General features: G+C 69.4%; 14 protein-coding genes and 2 pseudogenes. 9 read left to right on the plus strand and 7 right to left on the minus strand.

Features of this window, described 5'->3' with window-relative positions; all coding sequences use genetic code 11:
* The first annotated feature begins 35 nt into the window (after window positions 1-35).
* Window positions 36-1,235 (plus strand): cytochrome P450, encoded by a 1,200-nt coding sequence (locus tag QT196_RS07270; protein WP_290354621.1) that lies wholly within the window; start codon window positions 36-38, stop codon window positions 1,233-1,235.
* A 275-nt stretch (window positions 1,236-1,510) separates the two neighbouring features.
* Here the strand turns inward: QT196_RS07270 and QT196_RS07275 are convergent.
* Window positions 1,511-2,038, minus strand: a pseudogene (locus tag QT196_RS07275) (ISNCY family transposase); the annotation flags it as partial.
* 127 nt (window positions 2,039-2,165) lie between these two features.
* On the opposite strand from QT196_RS07275, the gene QT196_RS07280 reads away from it, so the two are divergent.
* Both QT196_RS07280 and QT196_RS07285 read left to right on the plus strand, forming a co-directional pair.
* Window positions 2,166-2,873 (plus strand): TetR/AcrR family transcriptional regulator, encoded by a 708-nt coding sequence (locus QT196_RS07280; protein ID WP_290354623.1) that lies wholly within the window; start codon window positions 2,166-2,168, stop codon window positions 2,871-2,873.
* 90 nt (window positions 2,874-2,963) lie between these two features.
* The gene (locus QT196_RS07285) at window positions 2,964-3,998 is read left to right on the plus strand and encodes an IS630 family transposase (protein WP_290354625.1); all 1,035 of its coding nucleotides are present in this window, start codon (window positions 2,964-2,966) and stop codon (window positions 3,996-3,998) included.
* 431 nt (window positions 3,999-4,429) lie between these two features.
* Here QT196_RS07285 and QT196_RS07290 read toward each other — a convergent pair.
* Window positions 4,430-5,442: pseudogene (locus QT196_RS07290) on the minus strand (transposase).
* Between the two features lie 159 nt (window positions 5,443-5,601).
* On the opposite strand from QT196_RS07290, the gene QT196_RS07295 reads away from it, so the two are divergent.
* The 4 genes from QT196_RS07295 to QT196_RS07305 all read left to right on the plus strand — a co-directional run bounded on the left by QT196_RS07295 (window position 5,602) and on the right by QT196_RS07305 (window position 6,973).
* Window positions 5,602-5,886, plus strand: coding sequence for a hypothetical protein (locus tag QT196_RS07295; protein WP_290354626.1), 285 nt, complete (start codon window positions 5,602-5,604; stop codon window positions 5,884-5,886).
* A gap of 258 nt (window positions 5,887-6,144) precedes the next feature.
* Window positions 6,145-6,381 carry a hypothetical protein gene (locus tag QT196_RS07300; protein WP_290354627.1) on the plus strand — a complete coding sequence of 79 codons (237 nt, stop codon included), beginning with the start codon at window positions 6,145-6,147 and terminating at the stop codon, window positions 6,379-6,381.
* 53 nt (window positions 6,382-6,434) lie between these two features.
* The gene (locus tag QT196_RS39345) at window positions 6,435-6,854 is read left to right on the plus strand and encodes a M55 family metallopeptidase (protein WP_356948500.1); all 420 of its coding nucleotides are present in this window, start codon (window positions 6,435-6,437) and stop codon (window positions 6,852-6,854) included.
* Window positions 6,848-6,973, plus strand: a complete 126-nt coding sequence (locus tag QT196_RS07305; RefSeq protein WP_290354628.1) for a hypothetical protein — start codon at window positions 6,848-6,850, stop codon at window positions 6,971-6,973. The genes QT196_RS39345 and QT196_RS07305 overlap by 7 nt, the downstream gene beginning before the upstream one ends.
* Before the next feature lie 38 nt (window positions 6,974-7,011).
* On the opposite strand, the gene QT196_RS07310 is transcribed toward QT196_RS07305, so the two are convergent.
* A complete protein-coding gene (locus tag QT196_RS07310; RefSeq protein ID WP_290354629.1) occupies window positions 7,012-8,403 on the minus strand; it encodes a peptidase C39 family protein in 1,392 nt (463 codons plus the stop codon).
* Between the two features lie 203 nt (window positions 8,404-8,606).
* Between QT196_RS07310 and QT196_RS07315 the strand changes: the two genes are divergently transcribed.
* The gene (locus QT196_RS07315; protein WP_290354630.1) at window positions 8,607-9,191 is read left to right on the plus strand and encodes a hypothetical protein; all 585 of its coding nucleotides are present in this window, start codon (window positions 8,607-8,609) and stop codon (window positions 9,189-9,191) included.
* Window positions 9,192-9,665: 474 nt separating this feature from the next.
* Complete coding sequence (locus QT196_RS07320) at window positions 9,666-11,558, plus strand: AAA family ATPase (RefSeq protein WP_290354631.1); 1,893 nt, start codon at window positions 9,666-9,668, stop codon at window positions 11,556-11,558.
* Between the two features lie 79 nt (window positions 11,559-11,637).
* Here the strand turns inward: QT196_RS07320 and QT196_RS07325 are convergent, their stop codons facing one another.
* The 4 genes from QT196_RS07325 to hisG all read right to left on the minus strand — a co-directional run bounded on the left by QT196_RS07325 (window position 11,638) and on the right by hisG (window position 15,675).
* Window positions 11,638-12,768 carry a hemolysin family protein gene (locus QT196_RS07325; RefSeq protein ID WP_266736210.1) on the minus strand — a complete coding sequence of 377 codons (1,131 nt, stop codon included), beginning with the start codon at window positions 12,766-12,768 and terminating at the stop codon, window positions 11,638-11,640.
* Entirely contained in the window at window positions 12,765-14,138 is a 1,374-nt protein-coding gene (locus QT196_RS07330) for a hemolysin family protein (RefSeq protein WP_266736208.1), read from the minus strand. Before QT196_RS07330 ends, QT196_RS07325 begins: the two co-directional genes overlap by 4 nt.
* 174 nt (window positions 14,139-14,312) lie before the next feature.
* On the minus strand, window positions 14,313-14,765 hold the full coding sequence (locus QT196_RS07335) for a PH domain-containing protein (RefSeq protein WP_168478159.1): 453 nt from the start codon (window positions 14,763-14,765) through the stop codon (window positions 14,313-14,315).
* A 61-nt stretch (window positions 14,766-14,826) separates the two neighbouring features.
* Entirely contained in the window at window positions 14,827-15,675 is an 849-nt protein-coding gene (gene hisG / locus QT196_RS07340) for an ATP phosphoribosyltransferase (protein WP_168478160.1), read from the minus strand.
* Between the last annotated feature and the right edge of the window lie 50 nt (window positions 15,676-15,725).

A 15,725-nucleotide genomic window follows, 5' to 3' on the forward strand; every position in this document is an offset into this window, starting at 1 on the left:
ACGCCCCACACCAGGAACCTTGAAAGGGATACCCGATGGCCACCCTCGCCGACCGATGGAACATTCACCCAACACATTTCTGGCTGCGCGGACTTCAACCGGAAAAGCCAATCCGATTCGACGAGGAATCGGGAATATGGAACGTTTACGGATACGCGGAGGCCCTGAAAATCCTCAGCGATCCGGCAACCTTCTCCTCCGATACAAAACGGTTGTTCTCCTCCGAAGCTGTGAATGAGCACAAGGAGGGCAACCTGATTCAGATGGACGCGCCGGATCACGGCAAGCTGCGCACGCTGGTCAGCCACGCTTTCAACCGGAAGATCGTGGCCGACCTCGAACCCCGGATCCGCGAAGTCACCCACGAGCTACTCGACGCGATTTCCGACCCCAATGAACTCGAACTAGTGGCCGACCTCGCGTATCCGCTTCCGGTGATCGTCATCGCCGAACTGCTGGGCGTGCCAAGCAGTGACCGCGACCTGTTCAAGGAATGGGTGACGGTGATGCTGGAGGACACCGGCCAGCTCTCCATGCGCAACCGCGACCCCGACGAAGAGGAGGAACGCGATCACCAGAACATGATCGAGAAGTGGCAGCCGATGTTCGACTATATCCGCGAACACGTCGGCGAGCGCAGGCGGAAGCCGCGGCAGGACCTGCTGACCCAACTCGTCACCGCAGAGGTCGACGGTAACCGGCTGACCGACAACGAGGTGGTGAACTTCGCGGTCCTACTGTTGGTCGCCGGGCACGTCAGCACCACCATGCTGCTGGGCAACACCCTGCTGTGCCTCGACTCGCACCCGGACTGGATGGCACGGGTACGCGAAGACCGCTCGATGGTGCCCGGCGCGATCGAGGAATCGCTGCGCATGTTCAGCCCGTTCGCAGGAGTCGCGCGGTCCACCTATACCGAGGTGGACATCGCCGGACAGCGGGTGCCCCCGGACCAGATGATCATGGTGTGGCTTGCGGCGGCGAACCGCGACGACCGCCAGTTCGCCGACCCGCACACCTTCACCCCGACCCGGGACCCCAACCCTCATCTCGGACTCGGACGCGGTGTCCATTTCTGCCTGGGCGCACCACTGGCGAGGCTAGAAGGCCGGGTCGCACTGAACATGCTGCTGGACCGTTTCCCGGTGCTGCGTACCGACCCGGACAACCCGCCGACCTTCGTGCCGACGCCGGACATGACCGGCGTCCGCACCCTGCCGCTGCTCACTGGCTGACGCGCCCATCGATCACTGCCGCCCTTCCGGCGATGCCCACGATCAGAGGTGGACATCGCCGGGCGCGGCGGCCTGCCGGCAGATGGCCACGCAATGCACGAATCTGCCCGCACCGGTCACGAGCCTCATCGGCCGGTCAAGCTCCGCGAGATATGAAGGGCCGCCGACTGCAGAGCGTCTGGTGATGTGCGGTCAACTTGGATGGCTACTTGCTCCTGAAAAGGGGTTTGGGATGGTGACGGGGGCGGTGCTCGGGGCGGCGGCATGACGTCGGCCTACCGTCCGGCCCAAGTCCAGGGGCCGGTCAGGCGGCGCAGGCGGGTGCGGCGGAAGCCGAAGCCGTGTTTGAGGTGGCTGATGTGAGTCGATACCGACTCTCCAGTTGCGCATCCGCCGGAAGGGGCAACTGTGTTCGTACTCGCGCCGTGCCTTCCTGGTCTCCCGGCGCCGCTGGAGGCCGATCCGCTGAACGCTGAGTTCGGCCAGGGCCAGATCGTTCGCGCTTGCGCCGAAGCCGCGGTCGGCGACGACCGTGCCGGGCGGGCGACCGGTCAGTGTGGTGACGCGCTCCACCGATGGCACCAGTTACGGCGCATCGGGCGGGTTCCCGAGCTGGAGTTGGTGGTCGACGACGAAGCCGCGTTCGTCCTCCGCAACGAGCGCCGTTAGCCGAACTGGGTCGGGTGCTGAGCCTGTCCCTTGCGGATCCGCCGGGCGTCGGGGTCGGCTAACGAGACCAGCCGGTCAGGGATCGTGCGGATGCCCGCCAGCCGCAAGGCGGTCTGATCCAGCAGCTGGCGGGTGGTGATGCGGCTGGGTGTTGGCCGGATTTGGTTCCTTCTTTGGGGCGTTGTCAGATCTACTTGGCATTGCGTGATCGGATTCGATGCCTGGTCACGGAGTTGGAGGCGATGGATGGGGGAGGGCAACGTGGAGCGAGCGGAGCGTGGTGAGCGCATCCTGGCGGCGGCGAGGGAGTTACTGCTGGCGTGGGGTTACCAGCGGGTGACGATCGATGAAATCGCCCGGCGTGCCAAGGTCGGGAAGGGTACGGTCTATCTGCACTGGCGGACGAAGGAAGCCCTGCTACTGGCGGTTCTACTCAAGTACAAGTCGCATAGCCAGCGGCGGGAGTTGGAGCGAATGCGCGCCGACCCCCTGGAGATTCTTCCGAGCCGGATGATGCACGGGCACTACCGCGATCTCATGGAGGAGCCGGTCCTGCGCGCCGTCTACACCGGTGATCCCGATGTGCTGGGCCGGCTCAACGGCATCGCCCAAAAGGAGCTCGCGGGGCTAATGGCAGAGGGCGAGCGGGTCCTGCACCGTCATCTGGAGGTGCTGCGCGAGCACGGTCTGGTACGCGACGACACCGAAGTCAGTCATCAGTGCTATGTCCTGATGACGATGACGACTGGCTTTGTCATGGCCGAGTCGCTGCTCTTCGACTGTGCCCCGGGCCCTGCCGAGGTGCGGGCCGACATCCTCGCCCGCACGGTCCGCAGCGCGTTGGAAACACCGGCGTGCCCCGATTCCTCTGCTGACCGCGCCAGCGCTGCCGCACCCGAAATCATCGCGCTCTACGAGCACTTGGAAGAACTCAGCGAACAAGAGATGCGCCGGCAATTGCGCCACTAGTGTCCTGAGTCGGAGATTCGTCGTTGGTCTGGTGTGAGTCGTCCTGGACCGAAGATTCCGCCGGTGGTGCTGTCCGATGCTGAGCGGGCCATGTTGCAGTCGTGGGTGCGTCGCCGGTCGAGCGCTCAGGCGTTGGCCTTGCGGTCGCGGATCGTTTTGGAGAGCGCGGACGGTCACGCGATCGCAGAGGTCGCGCGGCGGTTGGGGATCACGACGGACACGGTCCGCACCTGGCGTCGGCGCTTTCTGGAGCGTCGGCTGGACGGCCTGTGCGACGAGCCCCGGCCGAGTGTCCCACGGAAGATCACCGATGCCGACGTGGAAAGGGTCATCGTCAAGACACTGGAGGAGACGCCGAAGGACGCCACCCACTGGTCGACCCGGTCCATGGCCGCGGCAACAGGGATGTCGCAGTCGGCGATCTCGCGGATCTGGCGGGCGTTCGCCCTTCAGCCCCACCGCGCCGAGACGTTCAAGCTGTCCAGGGACCCGCTGTTCATCGACAAGGTCCGCGATGTGATCGGGCTCTATCTCGACCCGCCGGAGCGGGCCCTGGTGCTGTGTGTGGACGAGAAGTCGCAGATCCAGGCGCTGGACCGGTCCCAGCCGGTGCTGCCGATGATGCCCGGGGTCCCTGAACGCCGCAGCCATGACTACGTGCGTGCAGGCACCACCACCCTCTTCGCCGCCCTGGACACCGCGACCGGCAAGGTCATCGGCTCACTGCACCGCCGCCATCGTGCAGTGGAATTCAAGAAGTTCCTGGCGAAGCTCGACAAAGAGGTACCGGCCGGCCTTGAAGTCCACCTGATCCTGGACAACTACGTCACCCACAAGGTCCCGGCCGTCAAGAAGTGGCTGGCCACGCACCCGCGTTTCCACCTGCACTTCACCCCGACCGGGTCCTCCTGGCTGAACCTGGTGGAACGGTGGTTCGCCGAACTCACCACGAAGAAGCTCCGCCGCGGTGTCCACCGCTCCGTCCAGGCCCTTGAGCGCGATATCCGAGCCTGGCTCGCCCACTGGAACGACGAACCCCAACCCTTCGTCTGGACCAAAACCGCCGACGAGATCCTCGACAAAGTCGCCGCCTACTGCCGACGAATCTCCGACTCAGGACACTAGTTGTGCTGTCCCGGCACGTTGGTGTCGGCGCACAACGTGAACGTCAGTCGATGATCTTGCGGCCTGGATGCTATGTAGATCGTATTGTGCGCGTGTGCAGTTCAGCGAGTTACAGCAAGCCTTGTCGCATCTGTCGGGTGTGGTGATCGAGGCCGTGATGCGCCGTCAGCTCTGAGGCCCGCCGTCTCGTCGGATTGCGGCGAGGCTACCTGCAATTCCTCGCCGCGAATGCCGGGGGGCGGATCCGGATCGTGCCCTGTGAGTCGGGCGCCTTCATCTCCTGTGTTGCCCAGGCCAGCGAACTTCGGCCGAGCAAACAGCGGCTCTTCCCGTCGAGGCGGATCGCGTGACGTACGCCACCGGGCCTGTGGAGGGCCAGCGGTATGGGATGGGACTCGACGAGGTACTGGCACTCGCCCTAAGTTTGATCTTTATGGTCTCAACCGATCACGTTCGATGATGGACTCGGGTCGTCTGGCCGTTTTTACCCACGTCGTAGCGGGGCGCTGGTCGGCGGCTCGTCGACCCCGGTGGCCTGCCTGGGCCTGGCCTTGAGGGTTTCGGCGCACGGGCTGGGCATGGCAAGTGAGCGCGGAGGGTTCTGAATCCGCGGCGGACGCGGTCCGGGGTGAGCCGGCCGGGCTCGGCAGGACGTTCCCAGGAACGGCGGAGGTTCGGCGGCCGGCGGCCGGACCAGGCGGATCTGGGTGTGAGCGGTGATGATCAGCCAAGTCCAGCAGTCCGCGGCTTCGAGGTGCGGAGCTTCGGGTGGGTCCATCCAAGCGTGGTCCTGATCACTCTGAAGGCGTGTTCCAAGTCGAAGCGGTCCGCATCCGCCCGAGCACCTCCACCGGGAGGCCCTCGAGGACGTAGGCCATGCGCGGCACATCGTAGCCGGCATCGAAGATGACCAGGATGTCCGCATCATCGTCTTCCCACTGACCGCCGTCGATGACGTCTTCGACGACACCGCGGACTTGGCGTGCGGCGACCTCGGCCAGGTCATCTTCGAGGTCGAGGCGGACAGCACAGCAGCTGGCACCAGGAGGTACATCCGGTGTCCAGGCGGCGACAAAGGAGTATGGCTATCCTGGGATCATGAAGTGCTGGTCGCGGCTACGGCCATAGGTGTGGCAGAAGAGGCGGTCTGCGCTGCACTCGGCGTCCGGGCGCAGCCAGTTGCTCACGTCGTCCGCGAGGACGAGCCGATTGTCGGCGGCCTTGGGCCGGGACAGCGCGGGGTACAACGCGCCATGCCCACACGGGTGTTCAGCCAACAGCGTCAGGTCCACCGGCGTCATCACCCGGCCCACGGCGCACAGCAGCGCGTCCATTAGCTCAAACAGTTCGTCCCGGTGCCGACGAGGCGCGTGGAGAAGTCATCACGGAAGTGTGATGCGAAGTCGAATGCGTCCCGCTGGGCTTCATGGTGCAGCGGACTCACCTCCGACGGCGGTCTTGGGGATGGCGAAACTCCCGCTCTGGATCGGCACGAAGAATCACGCCAAGACCGCCGTCCGCGCAGGCCGAACTCCCAGGCGAGTGACACCGATCGGGAAGCTGTTCGACGACAGGACCTCGGGCCGGCCAGGCGCTGGCGGGCGTGCTGCTGCTGCTCACCGCAGTCCTGACGGCCGCCGTGAGCCAGGCCCCCGGCCCGGCGATCGCCCTGGCCGCACTGCTCGGCGCCACGACCGGCGTCGCGATGGCCGTCAGCAATGCCCTGCTGCAGAAGGAGACCGACCCGCGCTACCTCGGTCACCAGCCTCGGCACCTGGATCTGAGCCCGCTGCTGTACGCGCTGACCGGCGTGGTGGCGGCCTGGGCACCAGCGTCTTCATCGCGGGCTGCGGCACGGCCTGCCTACTCACCGCGGCGATCACGCTGACGGTGCGGCCGCTGCGTACGTCCCGGCTCTGACGCGGGACCGCACCGTCGACCCCGACGAGCTCGACGACGGTGTCTCGGCCTGCCCTCACCTGTTCCAGTCCTGCGTCCCCAAGGTCGCGGACATCCGGCTCGCCGCCGTCGGCGACCAGCTCTTCGCCACCCGGATCGACATCGGCGGCGACCACCTCGACTGGCGCCAGGACTACGCCTCCCTCACCTACTCCCCCGCCGAGACGCCCCCACCATCCGCACGGCGGTGCGTGCCTACGTCGACGCATTCGGCCTCCTCTTCGGAGCCTTCGACTTCGCCGTCCGGGCCGACGGCCGCTGGATCTGGCTGGAGACCAACCCGAACGGCCAATGGGCCTTCGTCGACGAGCCCACCCGCCGAGCAATCACCACCGCCCTCGCCGACCACCTCCAGAACGGAATCCCGCACAAGGACATCTCCCGCCCAGCGAACCGGCATCGGAATCGTGAGCATTCCCGGTAACAACAGAACACCTTTGAGGGCCCGCGCGCGTGACGATCTTCGACTTCTCCGGCGTGGAAGGCATCGCGGGTTGTCGACTGGCTCCAGATCCGAGCCCCGCAGTCCCCTCCGAAGACGACTATTACCGCAGCCTGTTGCAAGAAGAAGTCAATGCCGTGATCGACAGTGCGCGGGCCAGTGGCACAACCGGTCTCCTGGTCCATGACTCGCACGGGCAGGTGACCAACTTCCGGTCGGACGCTCTCGCAGCCCGGGCTCGTTATCTGCCCGTCGGCACAAACCCGTCCACAGAGCCTGGGGCCCTCGTTCTACGGTCTCTCTTCTTCGTCTCCTACCACAATTCGATGGCCGGCGCCCCGGCCACGCTCTCGCGCACCCACCGATCAGCGAGCTCCTGCTCAACAGCACAGGCACCGAGGAAGCGCGATCAGCGCCTTGGTGACACTGGGCCCACCGTGTACCGGTCGTGCTGATCACGAGCGAAGAAACCGAGGCTGCCGACGTCACGCCGTTCTACCTCGATGTCCACAACGCCATTGTCAAGGTGCGGCTCCATCAAGGCCACGGCGGACCGCTCCGGCCGCCTCGATGACCGTACGGCACCGAGCGCTACTGTCGGCGTGCACATACTCAGCGGATTCCCAGCTCCCGCAGTACGCGGTGCTGACTCGGTGCTGGCTTGGCCGGCCAGTACAGATAGCAGATGCCTCCTGTACCGCTCTTGATCTGGCCCTTTTCGTCGTAACGCTTGGTGCGCAGCCAAATGTTCTCGAACTGCCGGCGCTTGTAAACCCGCCGGACCGCCGCGTTGTTCGGTGCGGCCGGGTCGTTGGCGATGATGTCGCCGTTCTTGGTGAAGCCGACGACGGTCATCAGGTGGCCGGCGGTGCCGTAGCCCGCGCCGTCGAGTTCGGTTTTGAGGAAGGACTGGGAGGTGATGACGGGGATGCCCGCGTGGATGAGGCGTTCGACGGCCGTGAGGGAGGCGAGGCGGGTGACTACGCTCTGGAGGTCGCGGTAGGTGGCGGCGTAGGCGGCGTTGAAGGGCCAGTTGCCGCAGCCCTCGTACTGGTAGTCGAAGGTGTGGCGGGCGGCGTGGCAGACCTGGGGGTCGGCGTAGTCGGGGTTGACCCAGGAGAGCTGGTCCCGGGTGGGCTTGCGGCCCCAGGACTCGATGACCATCTGGGAGGAGGTGGGACTGCACCAGGCCTCGCCCCCGTTGTCGTACTCCGGGTACTGGCCCTTGTGGATCTCCTGGGAGTAGTGGGGGACGGCCAGCTCGCGGCCTACCCGGCCGGGCCGGGAGGCCGGCACCTCGAAGCGGTCGGGGAGGTCCGAGGCCATGGCGCCCAGCCGCCAGACGGTGGGGGTGAGGGCGGTGCCGGGCTTGCGGTGGAGGGTGACGCGCAGCTGGTACGAGGTCAGGCGGAGGCCGCTCGCGGGGGCGTCGACGGCGAAGGTGTCGGTGGAGATGCTGCTCTTGCCGTCCTTCTGGTCGTCGACGGAGGTACGGCGGATATCGGCGTCGCCGTCGCCGGCGGTCCAGCGGCCCATCACGTACCAGGGGGTGCGGCCGCCGTCGGAGTAGGTGCCGCGCAGTTCGACGGCGATCCAGGTACCGGGCGGGGTGTGGGCGTTCCAGGAGGCGACGGCCTCGGTGGCCGGGACCTTGAGGGAGTGCGCCGGGGACGTCCAGACGGCGTACTCCCAGGCGGTGGTCCGGCCGGTGTGCGGATCCTTGTAGTCGAGAGTGCCGACCGGGTGAACGAGGCGGATGCCGGGCCGGGCGCCGTGCGCGAGGGCGGTGCCCTGGGCGTGGCCCTTGTTCCAGTCGGCGGTGGTGGTCCAGGCGTGATAGTCCACGAGGCTCTTCGTTCGGCGCGCGGCGGCTTCCGGGGTGCCGGCGGCCGCGGACGCTGCGGGCGTACGGGCGGCGTCGGCCTGCGCCGAGGGGGTGGCGGCACCCGCCGCGGCGGCGAGTGCGGCGGCCAGGACGGTGCGCCGGGGTGCGGAGCTGGTCATGGTGGAGGTCCCCCAGTGGGATGCAGACGAGCGGGCGGGGAGGTCGGGCCGGGCGGCGTACGGGCGACGGGCGGCTGAGCAGTGGCTCAACTATTCCGGTTCCGGGCCTGCTGCGGAAGGCGGTGCGGGGCGCGTCGCGGCACCAATATTGGCGTGGACCACTGGCATCGGAGTGGTGCGCGCCGGCGGCGTACGCTGGCGCAATGGACCGTGATCTTGCCTCGCTCGCCGCCCGGCTGCTCGCCGTGCCGCCCTCCTGCGGTTTGGTGCGGCTGATCGCGGTGGACGGGCACGCCGGCTCGGGCAAGACGACGTTCGCCGAGCGGCTGGCCGGCGCGCTGGGCGGGGTGCCGGTGGTGCACACCGACGATCTCGCCACCCATGAGGAACTCTTCGCCTGGAGTGAGCGCTTCGACGCCCAGATCCTCGCTCCGCTGTCCCGGGGTGAGACGGCGCGCTACGACGTCTACGACTGGGTGCGCGGCGAGTTCACCGAGGAGCGTGCGCTGGCGCCCGAGCCGCTGGTGCTCGTCGAGGGTGTGGGCGCCGGCCGGCGGGCGCTGCGGCCGTTTCTGGCGTGCCTGCTGTGGATGGAACTGACGAGCGAACACTCCTGGGAAAGGGGTCAACTCCGGGACGGGCCGGGGCTCTCCGCGTTCTGGAGTGGCTGGATTCCGGCGGAGCGCGCGCACTTCGCGGCGGATCCTTCGCGCCCCTACGCCGATTTCCTGGTCCAGCAGGGGCAGATGGGGTACGAGGTAGTCGTGGGGCCTTCCGCGGCACCATGATCGGCCCCGCTTCTCACGCTCCGTAGTGGACCATGGCAGAGGCGTCCGACAACGCCGACAGGGTCCCGCCGAGTACCTCAACTCGGCTTGACCTGGGGGGCGTACAGGACTTACGTTCTCAATGTGCGGTTCAACGGACCGCCCACAGATGCGAAGCCCCCGGTTGTTCCCCCGTGATCGGGGGCTTCGTTCTGTCTGAAACCGCCCCGTGCCGCCGCCGGGCGCCCTCTCTCCCTCACCCTGGGTCACCGCATTCTTCGCGCCGCGAACCCTCGCCCGGTCGCCCGCTGTTGCCCCGTACCGCCCTCTACGGCCTGCACCGATCCCGCAGGTACCATGCGAGTCCGTGCCACCACAGGCCAGGGCCGAGGTGCGCGCGGATTCGGTCAACTCCCGCCCGCGGTATGCCGGTTAGGGAGCCGCCGCCGGGCACTCGCCCGGCGCCGCACGGGGGACGCTTTGTGGGGGGACGGGATGGATTTCGGCGCTCAGGGTTCGCCCGCCCCGGCCGAGCTCGCCTGGCTGCGCGCGGTCGACGCCTACACCGTGGGCGCGTATCCGCAGGCCGAGGAGGAGTTCCGGGCCGCGGTACGACTCGATCCGACGATGGCCGACGCCTGGCTCGGACTGCACGCACTGCGTGCCGACACCTCCATCGCCCTGCTGCGGATGCACCGGCACCGCGACCGCTTCGGTGAGATGCGCGCGCGTCACCGACGCACCCTCAACTCCTGGTACTGGCTGGGCTGGTGGGTTCAGCCGGTGCTGGAGACCGGCCGCGATCTGCTGCTCGCGCACGCCTCCCACTGGCTCGACGGCCGCCATGTCGCCGAGCTGGACCAGGCGCTGGCCGGCTGCCCGCCCGTCGACACCGACCCCCAGGTGCGCTTTCTGCACGCCTGTCGCGCCTATCTCGTCAAGGACTGGGACCAGCTCGTACGGCAGACCGAGCCGCTGCTCGCCGATCCGGCGCTGGGTATCGAGGCGGGGCTGTTCGGCGGGATGGCGCGGGTGCGGCTGGAGATGTACGGGCAGGCCGAGCCGCTGCTGTCCGCGGCGCTGATGCGCTGCCGCAGCGAGCAGCCGCAGCGCAAGGAGCTGCGCTACTGGCTCGCCCGCGCCCATGAGGGCACCGGCCGCAGCGCCGCGGCGCTCCCCCTCTACCGCGCCGTACACCGCGTCGACCCGGCGTTCATGGACACCGCGGCCCGGCTCGCCGCCATCGCGGAGGGCGACGGCCTCGACGAGGGCTCCGATCTCGCGACGGTCTCCGCCGCCGGCCTCGGCCAGGAGGCCGGCGGCGATCCGGATCCGCCGGCCCCGCTCGATCCGGCCGACGGCCGTGAGCTGCTGGTGACCGGCGAGGCCGACGGGCCGGAGGGCGAGCCGGGTGGCGTGCCCGCCGGGGGCGACGCGGCGGCCCGGGTCAAGGCGACGGCCCCGGTGCCGCGCGGCGCCGAGCGGCTGCCCGCCGGGCCCGCCGATCCGGTGCTGCTGGAGAAGGCGCTGGCCGAGCTGGAGCGGATGGTCGGCATGGAGCCGGTCAAGCGGCAGGTGCGGGCGCTGTCCGCACAGCTCCGGATGGCCCGGCTGCGGGCGAGCCAGGGGCTGCCGGTGCAGCCGCCGAAACGACACTTCGTCTTCTCCGGCCCGTCCGGCACCGGCAAGACGACCGTGGCACGGATACTCGGCCGGGTCTTCTACGCGCTGGGGCTGCTGGGCGGCGACCATCTCGTGGAGGCCCAACGCTCCGATCTCGTCGGCGAGTTCCTCGGCCAGACCGCCGTGAAGGCCAATGAGCTGATCGACTCGGCGCTGGGCGGGGTGCTCTTCGTCGACGAGGCGTACAGCCTCTCCAACTCCGGCTACAGCAAGGGCGACGCCTACGGCGACGAGGCGCTTCAGGTGCTGCTCAAGCGCGCCGAGGACAACCGTGACCGGCTCGTGGTCATCCTGGCGGGCTACCCGGAGGGCATGGACCGGCTGCTGGCCGCCAACCCCGGCCTGTCCTCCCGTTTCACCAGCCGCGTCGACTTCCCCAGCTACCGGCCGCTGGAACTGACCGCCATCGGCGAGGTGCTGGCCGCGGAGAACGGCGACCGCTGGGACGAGGAGGCGCGCGACGAGCTGTGCAGCATCAGCGGTCATGTCGTCGAGCAGGGCTGGATCGACGAGCTGGGCAACGGCCGCTTCCTGCGCACCCTGTACGAGAAGAGCTGCGCCTACCGCGACCTCCGGCTCGCCACCTGGCTCGGCACCCCCACCCGCGACGACCTCGCCACCCTCCGACTGCCCGACCTGATGCAGGCCTACGGCGAGGTGCTCTCCGGGCGCGGGCCGGATCCGCGGGGACGGCCGGAGTACTGACCGTCGCGGGCCCGGCGGGTCGGCGCCCAGGGACGGCGCTTCAGCCCCTCGGCGCCCCGGCCCGGCGCCCCGCCTCGGCTCAGCCCGCCATCGCCCGGTTCTCCGCCGGCAGTGCCGCCTCCTCGCGGGGCTCGCTGACCCGCTCGCCGGCCTGCCGCCGGCCGGTGCGGGCCGCCGGAGCACGCCGGTGGGCCGGGTCGCGGACCTCGCCGACCAGCATTTCGAGGACGTCCTCCAGGGCGACCAGGCCCAGCACCCGGCCGGTCGCGTCGGCGACCGCGGCCAGGTGGGAGGCGGCCCGGCGCATCGCCGTCAGGGCGTCGTCCAGGGGCAGCTCGGCGCGCAGGGTGGTCATCGGGTGCCAGATCCGCTGGGGTACCGCGCGGTCCCGCTCCTCCAGGTCGAGGACGTCCTTGACATGCAGATAGCCCATGTACGCGCCGCCGGGGGCGCACACCGGGAAGCGGGAGTAGCCGGTCCGTACGGTCAGCTCCTCCACCTGACGGGGGGTCACGGTCGGGTCGACGGTGACCAGTGCCGCCCGGTCGAGGAGGACGTCCGTGACGGGGCGGCTGCCCAGTTCCAGGACGTCCGAGAGCTGTTCCTGTTCGGCCGGCTCCAGCAGGCCCGCCTGCCCCGCGTCCTCGACGAGGTGGGTCAGCTGCTCGCTGGTGAAGACCGCCTCGACCTCGTCCTTCGGCTCCACCCCGAAGAGCCGCAGCACGCCGCGGGCGCAGGCCCCGAGCAGTGCGGTGACCGGGCGGCACAGCCGCGCGAAGGCGACCAGGCCGGGGCTGAACCACAGGGCGGTCTTCTCCGGCGCCGCCATCGCCAGGTTCTTCGGGACCATCTCGCCGATGACGAGGTGGAGGAAGACCACCAGCGCCAGGGCGATGACATAGCCGAGCGGGTGGACCAGGGCGGCGGGGAGGTGCACCGCCGCGAAGAGCGGTTCCAGGAGATGGGCGACGGTCGGCTCGGCGACCGCGCCGAGCGTCAGTGAGCAGACGGTGATGCCGAACTGGGCGGCGGCCATCATCTGCGGGAGGTTCTCCAGGCCGTGCAGCACCTGGCGGGCCCGGCTGGACCCCTCGGTCGCCAGGGGTTCGATCTGGCTGCGGCGTACGGAGACCAGGGCGAACTCGGCGCCGACGAAGAAGCCGTTGGCGAGCACGAGCAGTACCGCGAAGAGGAGCTGGACCAGCGTCACCGGGCCACCTCCGCGCCGACCACGACGGGTTCACGGGGCGCCCCGGGGGCGGCGGGCACCGTGACGGTCGCGGTGCGTACGATCCTTATCCGTTCGGCGCGGTGGTGCGACACCAGCCGCACCCGCAGCCGCCAGCCGTCGAGTTCCGCGATGTCGCCGGGGGCCGGGATCCGGCCGAGTATGTGTGCCACCAGTCCTGCCACCGTCTCGTACGGTCCTTCGGGGGCGTCCAGGCCGATCCGCCGCAGGGTGTCCACCCGGCAGCCGCCGTCGGCGTCCCAGGCGGGGCGGCCCTCCTCGGGCGGGGCCTGGCCCAGCTCGGGCAGGTCGACCCCGTCGTGCTCGTCGCGGACCTCGCCGACCAGCTCCTCGATGATGTCCTCCAGGGTGACCACGCCGGCCGTGCCGCCGTATTCGTCGACGACGACCGCGATCGGCTGTTCGCTGCGCAGCCGCTCCAGCAGCGGCTGCACCGGCAGCGTCTCGGGCACCAGCAGCGGCGGTACCGCGATCCGTCCGACGGGGGTGCGCAGCCGGTCGTGCTCGGGGATGCCCAGCGCGTCCTTGAGATGCACCATGCCGACGATCTCGTCGAGGCGGGTGCGGTAGACGGGGAAACGGGAGAGGCCGGTGGCGCGGGTGAGGTTGACCACGTCCTCGGCGGTCGCGGAGGACTGGAGGGCGCTCACCCGCACGCGCGGCGTCATGACGTTCTCCGCCGTCAGATCGCCCAGCGAGAGGGTGCGGACGAACAGGTCAGCGGTGTCCTGCTCGATCGCGCCCGCGCGGGCGGAGTGCCGGGCGAGCGAGACCAGTTCACCCGGGGTACGGGCGGAGGCCAGCTCATCGGTCGGCTCCACGCCCAGGGCGCGCACCAGGCGGTTGGCGACGGTGTTCAGCAGAGTGATCACCGGGCGGAAGAAGCGGGAGAAGGCCCGCTGCGGCCCGGCCACGACGCGGGCGACGGGCAGCGGCTTGGAAACCGCCCAGTTCTTGGGGACCAGCTCGCCGACGACCATCTGGACGCCGGAGGCCAGCAGCATGCCGGTCACCACGGCCGTGCCGGGGACCGCGCCCTGGGGCAGGCCGGTGGCCAGCAGCGGGCCGGACAGCAGCTCGGCCAGCGCGGGCTCAGCGAGCATACCGACCACCAGGGAGGTGATCGTGATGCCCAGTTGGGTGCCCGAGAGCTGGAAGGAGAGTTCCCGCAGTGCGGAGACGACGGTGTGGGCGCGGCGGTCACCGTCGGCCGCGGCGCGCTCGGCGTCCGCCTTCTCGACGGTGATGAGTCCGAACTCGGCGGCGACGAAGAAACCGTTGGCCAGGATCAGGACGAGTGCCGCGGCGAGCAGCAAAAGGGGGCCGGTCATGCCGCCGCCTCCGTGGTATGCGGGGGTTGGGGAGGGGCGGCGCAGGTACTACAGGACGATCCGTCCATTGCCGGAGGGAGTCACTCCTCGGGTCGTGTTGAGCCCACTGAAGGGCAGGGCGCAGGGTGCGCCCCGGAGAACAGAGTAAACAGCAGGGCCCGGATTAGGGCAGGCTCACCCGGCCGTGTGGTCGACAGCACCATGCTTCTCGGTGAGGTCGCGCAGCGCACGGGCGTCCCGGAGGGCCTGCTCCCGGGCGATGCCGGGCTGAATGCCCATGGCGGGCAGGCTGGTGCCGTCGGCGAGGTCGAGGTGGACCCAGGGGTCGCCGACCCGGAGGTTGACCCGGACGACCTGCGCCCAGGCCAGTTCGCGCCGGGTGGTGAGGTTGACCACCGTGACGCCCTCCTGCCGGGCGACCACCTTCGGGCGGCCGAGCAGCAGGAGGACGGCGAGCACCAGCAGTCCGGTGAGGACGAAGCTCAGCCGTTCGCCACCGCTCAGCTTGGGCAGTGCCAGCGCGATCGCCGTGAGGGCGGCGAGCTGGGCGACGCCCACGGAGTACAGGACGACCCGGGTGCGGGTCGGCCGGAAGGTCACCGGCAGGCTGGGCAGGGGCGCGGACACGTCGTCGGTCTTCCGTCGTGGGTGATGCGGTGCGTACGGGTGGGTGGCCGGGGGCCGCGGGTCAGAGCCGGCAGGCGTGGATGCCGGTGGTGAGGATCGCGCGGGCGCCGAGGTCGTAGAGCTCGTCCATGATGCGCTGGGCGTCCTTGGACGGGACCATCGAGCGGACCGCGACCCAGCCCTCGTGGTGCAGCGGGGAGACGGTCGGCGACTCCAGCCCGGGGGTGAGGCCGACGGCCTTCTCCACGTGCTCGACCCGGATGTCGTAGTCCATCATCACGTAGCGGCGGGCCACCAGGACGCCCTGCATACGGCGCAGGAACTGGCGCACCTTCGGGTCGTCGTCCGGCGCTCCGGTGCCGCGGATGACCACGGCCTCGGACTTCAGGATCGGCTCGCCGATGATCTCCAGCCCGGCGTTGCGCAGGGTGGTGCCGGTCTCCACGACATCCGCGATGATCTCGGCGACGCCGAGCTGGATGGCGGTCTCCACGGCGCCGTCGAGGTGGACCACGGAGGCGTCCACACCGTTGTCGGCGAGGTGCTGGCGGACCAGGCCGGAGAACGAGGTGGCGATCGTCATGCCGCCGAACTCGCTGACGTCCGTGGCCGTGCCCGGGCGGGTGGCGTAGCGGAACGTCGAGCCGGCGAAGCCCAGCTGGAGGATCTCCTCGGCCGGCGAGCCGGAGTCCAGCAGCAGGTCACGGCCGGTGATGCCGATGTCGAGCTTGCCGGAGCCGACGTAGACCGCGATGTCGCGCGGGCGGAGGAAGAAGAACTCGACCTCGTTCTCGGCGTCGACCAGGACCAGTTCCCTGCGGTCCTTGCGCTGGCGGTAGCCGGCCTCATGGAGCATCGCCGACGCAGGCTCGGACAGTGAACCCTTGTTGGGGACAGCGATGCGCAGCATGAGAGCAAGTTCCTTTGCAGGTGAAGGGTGTTGGGGTGCGGTGTGGTGGA

Source organism: Streptomyces sp. P9-2B-2, from assembly GCF_030406865.1.
GTDB lineage: Bacteria > Actinomycetota > Actinomycetes > Streptomycetales > Streptomycetaceae > Streptomyces > Streptomyces platensis.

Coding starts and splice junctions, on each gene's coding strand:
- QT196_RS07270 (WP_290354621.1), top strand. CDS start 36: ATGGCCACCCTCGCCGACCGATGGAACATTCACCCAACACATTTCTGG.
- QT196_RS07285 (WP_290354625.1), top strand. CDS start 2,964: ATGTTGCAGTCGTGGGTGCGTCGCCGGTCGAGCGCTCAGGCGTTGGCC.
- QT196_RS07310 (WP_290354629.1), bottom strand. CDS start 8,403: ATGACCAGCTCCGCACCCCGGCGCACCGTCCTGGCCGCCGCACTCGCC.
- QT196_RS07315 (WP_290354630.1), top strand. CDS start 8,607: ATGGACCGTGATCTTGCCTCGCTCGCCGCCCGGCTGCTCGCCGTGCCG.
- QT196_RS07320 (WP_290354631.1), top strand. CDS start 9,666: ATGGATTTCGGCGCTCAGGGTTCGCCCGCCCCGGCCGAGCTCGCCTGG.
- QT196_RS07330 (WP_266736208.1), bottom strand. CDS start 14,138: ATGACCGGCCCCCTTTTGCTGCTCGCCGCGGCACTCGTCCTGATCCTG.
- hisG (WP_168478160.1), bottom strand. CDS start 15,675: ATGCTGCGCATCGCTGTCCCCAACAAGGGTTCACTGTCCGAGCCTGCG.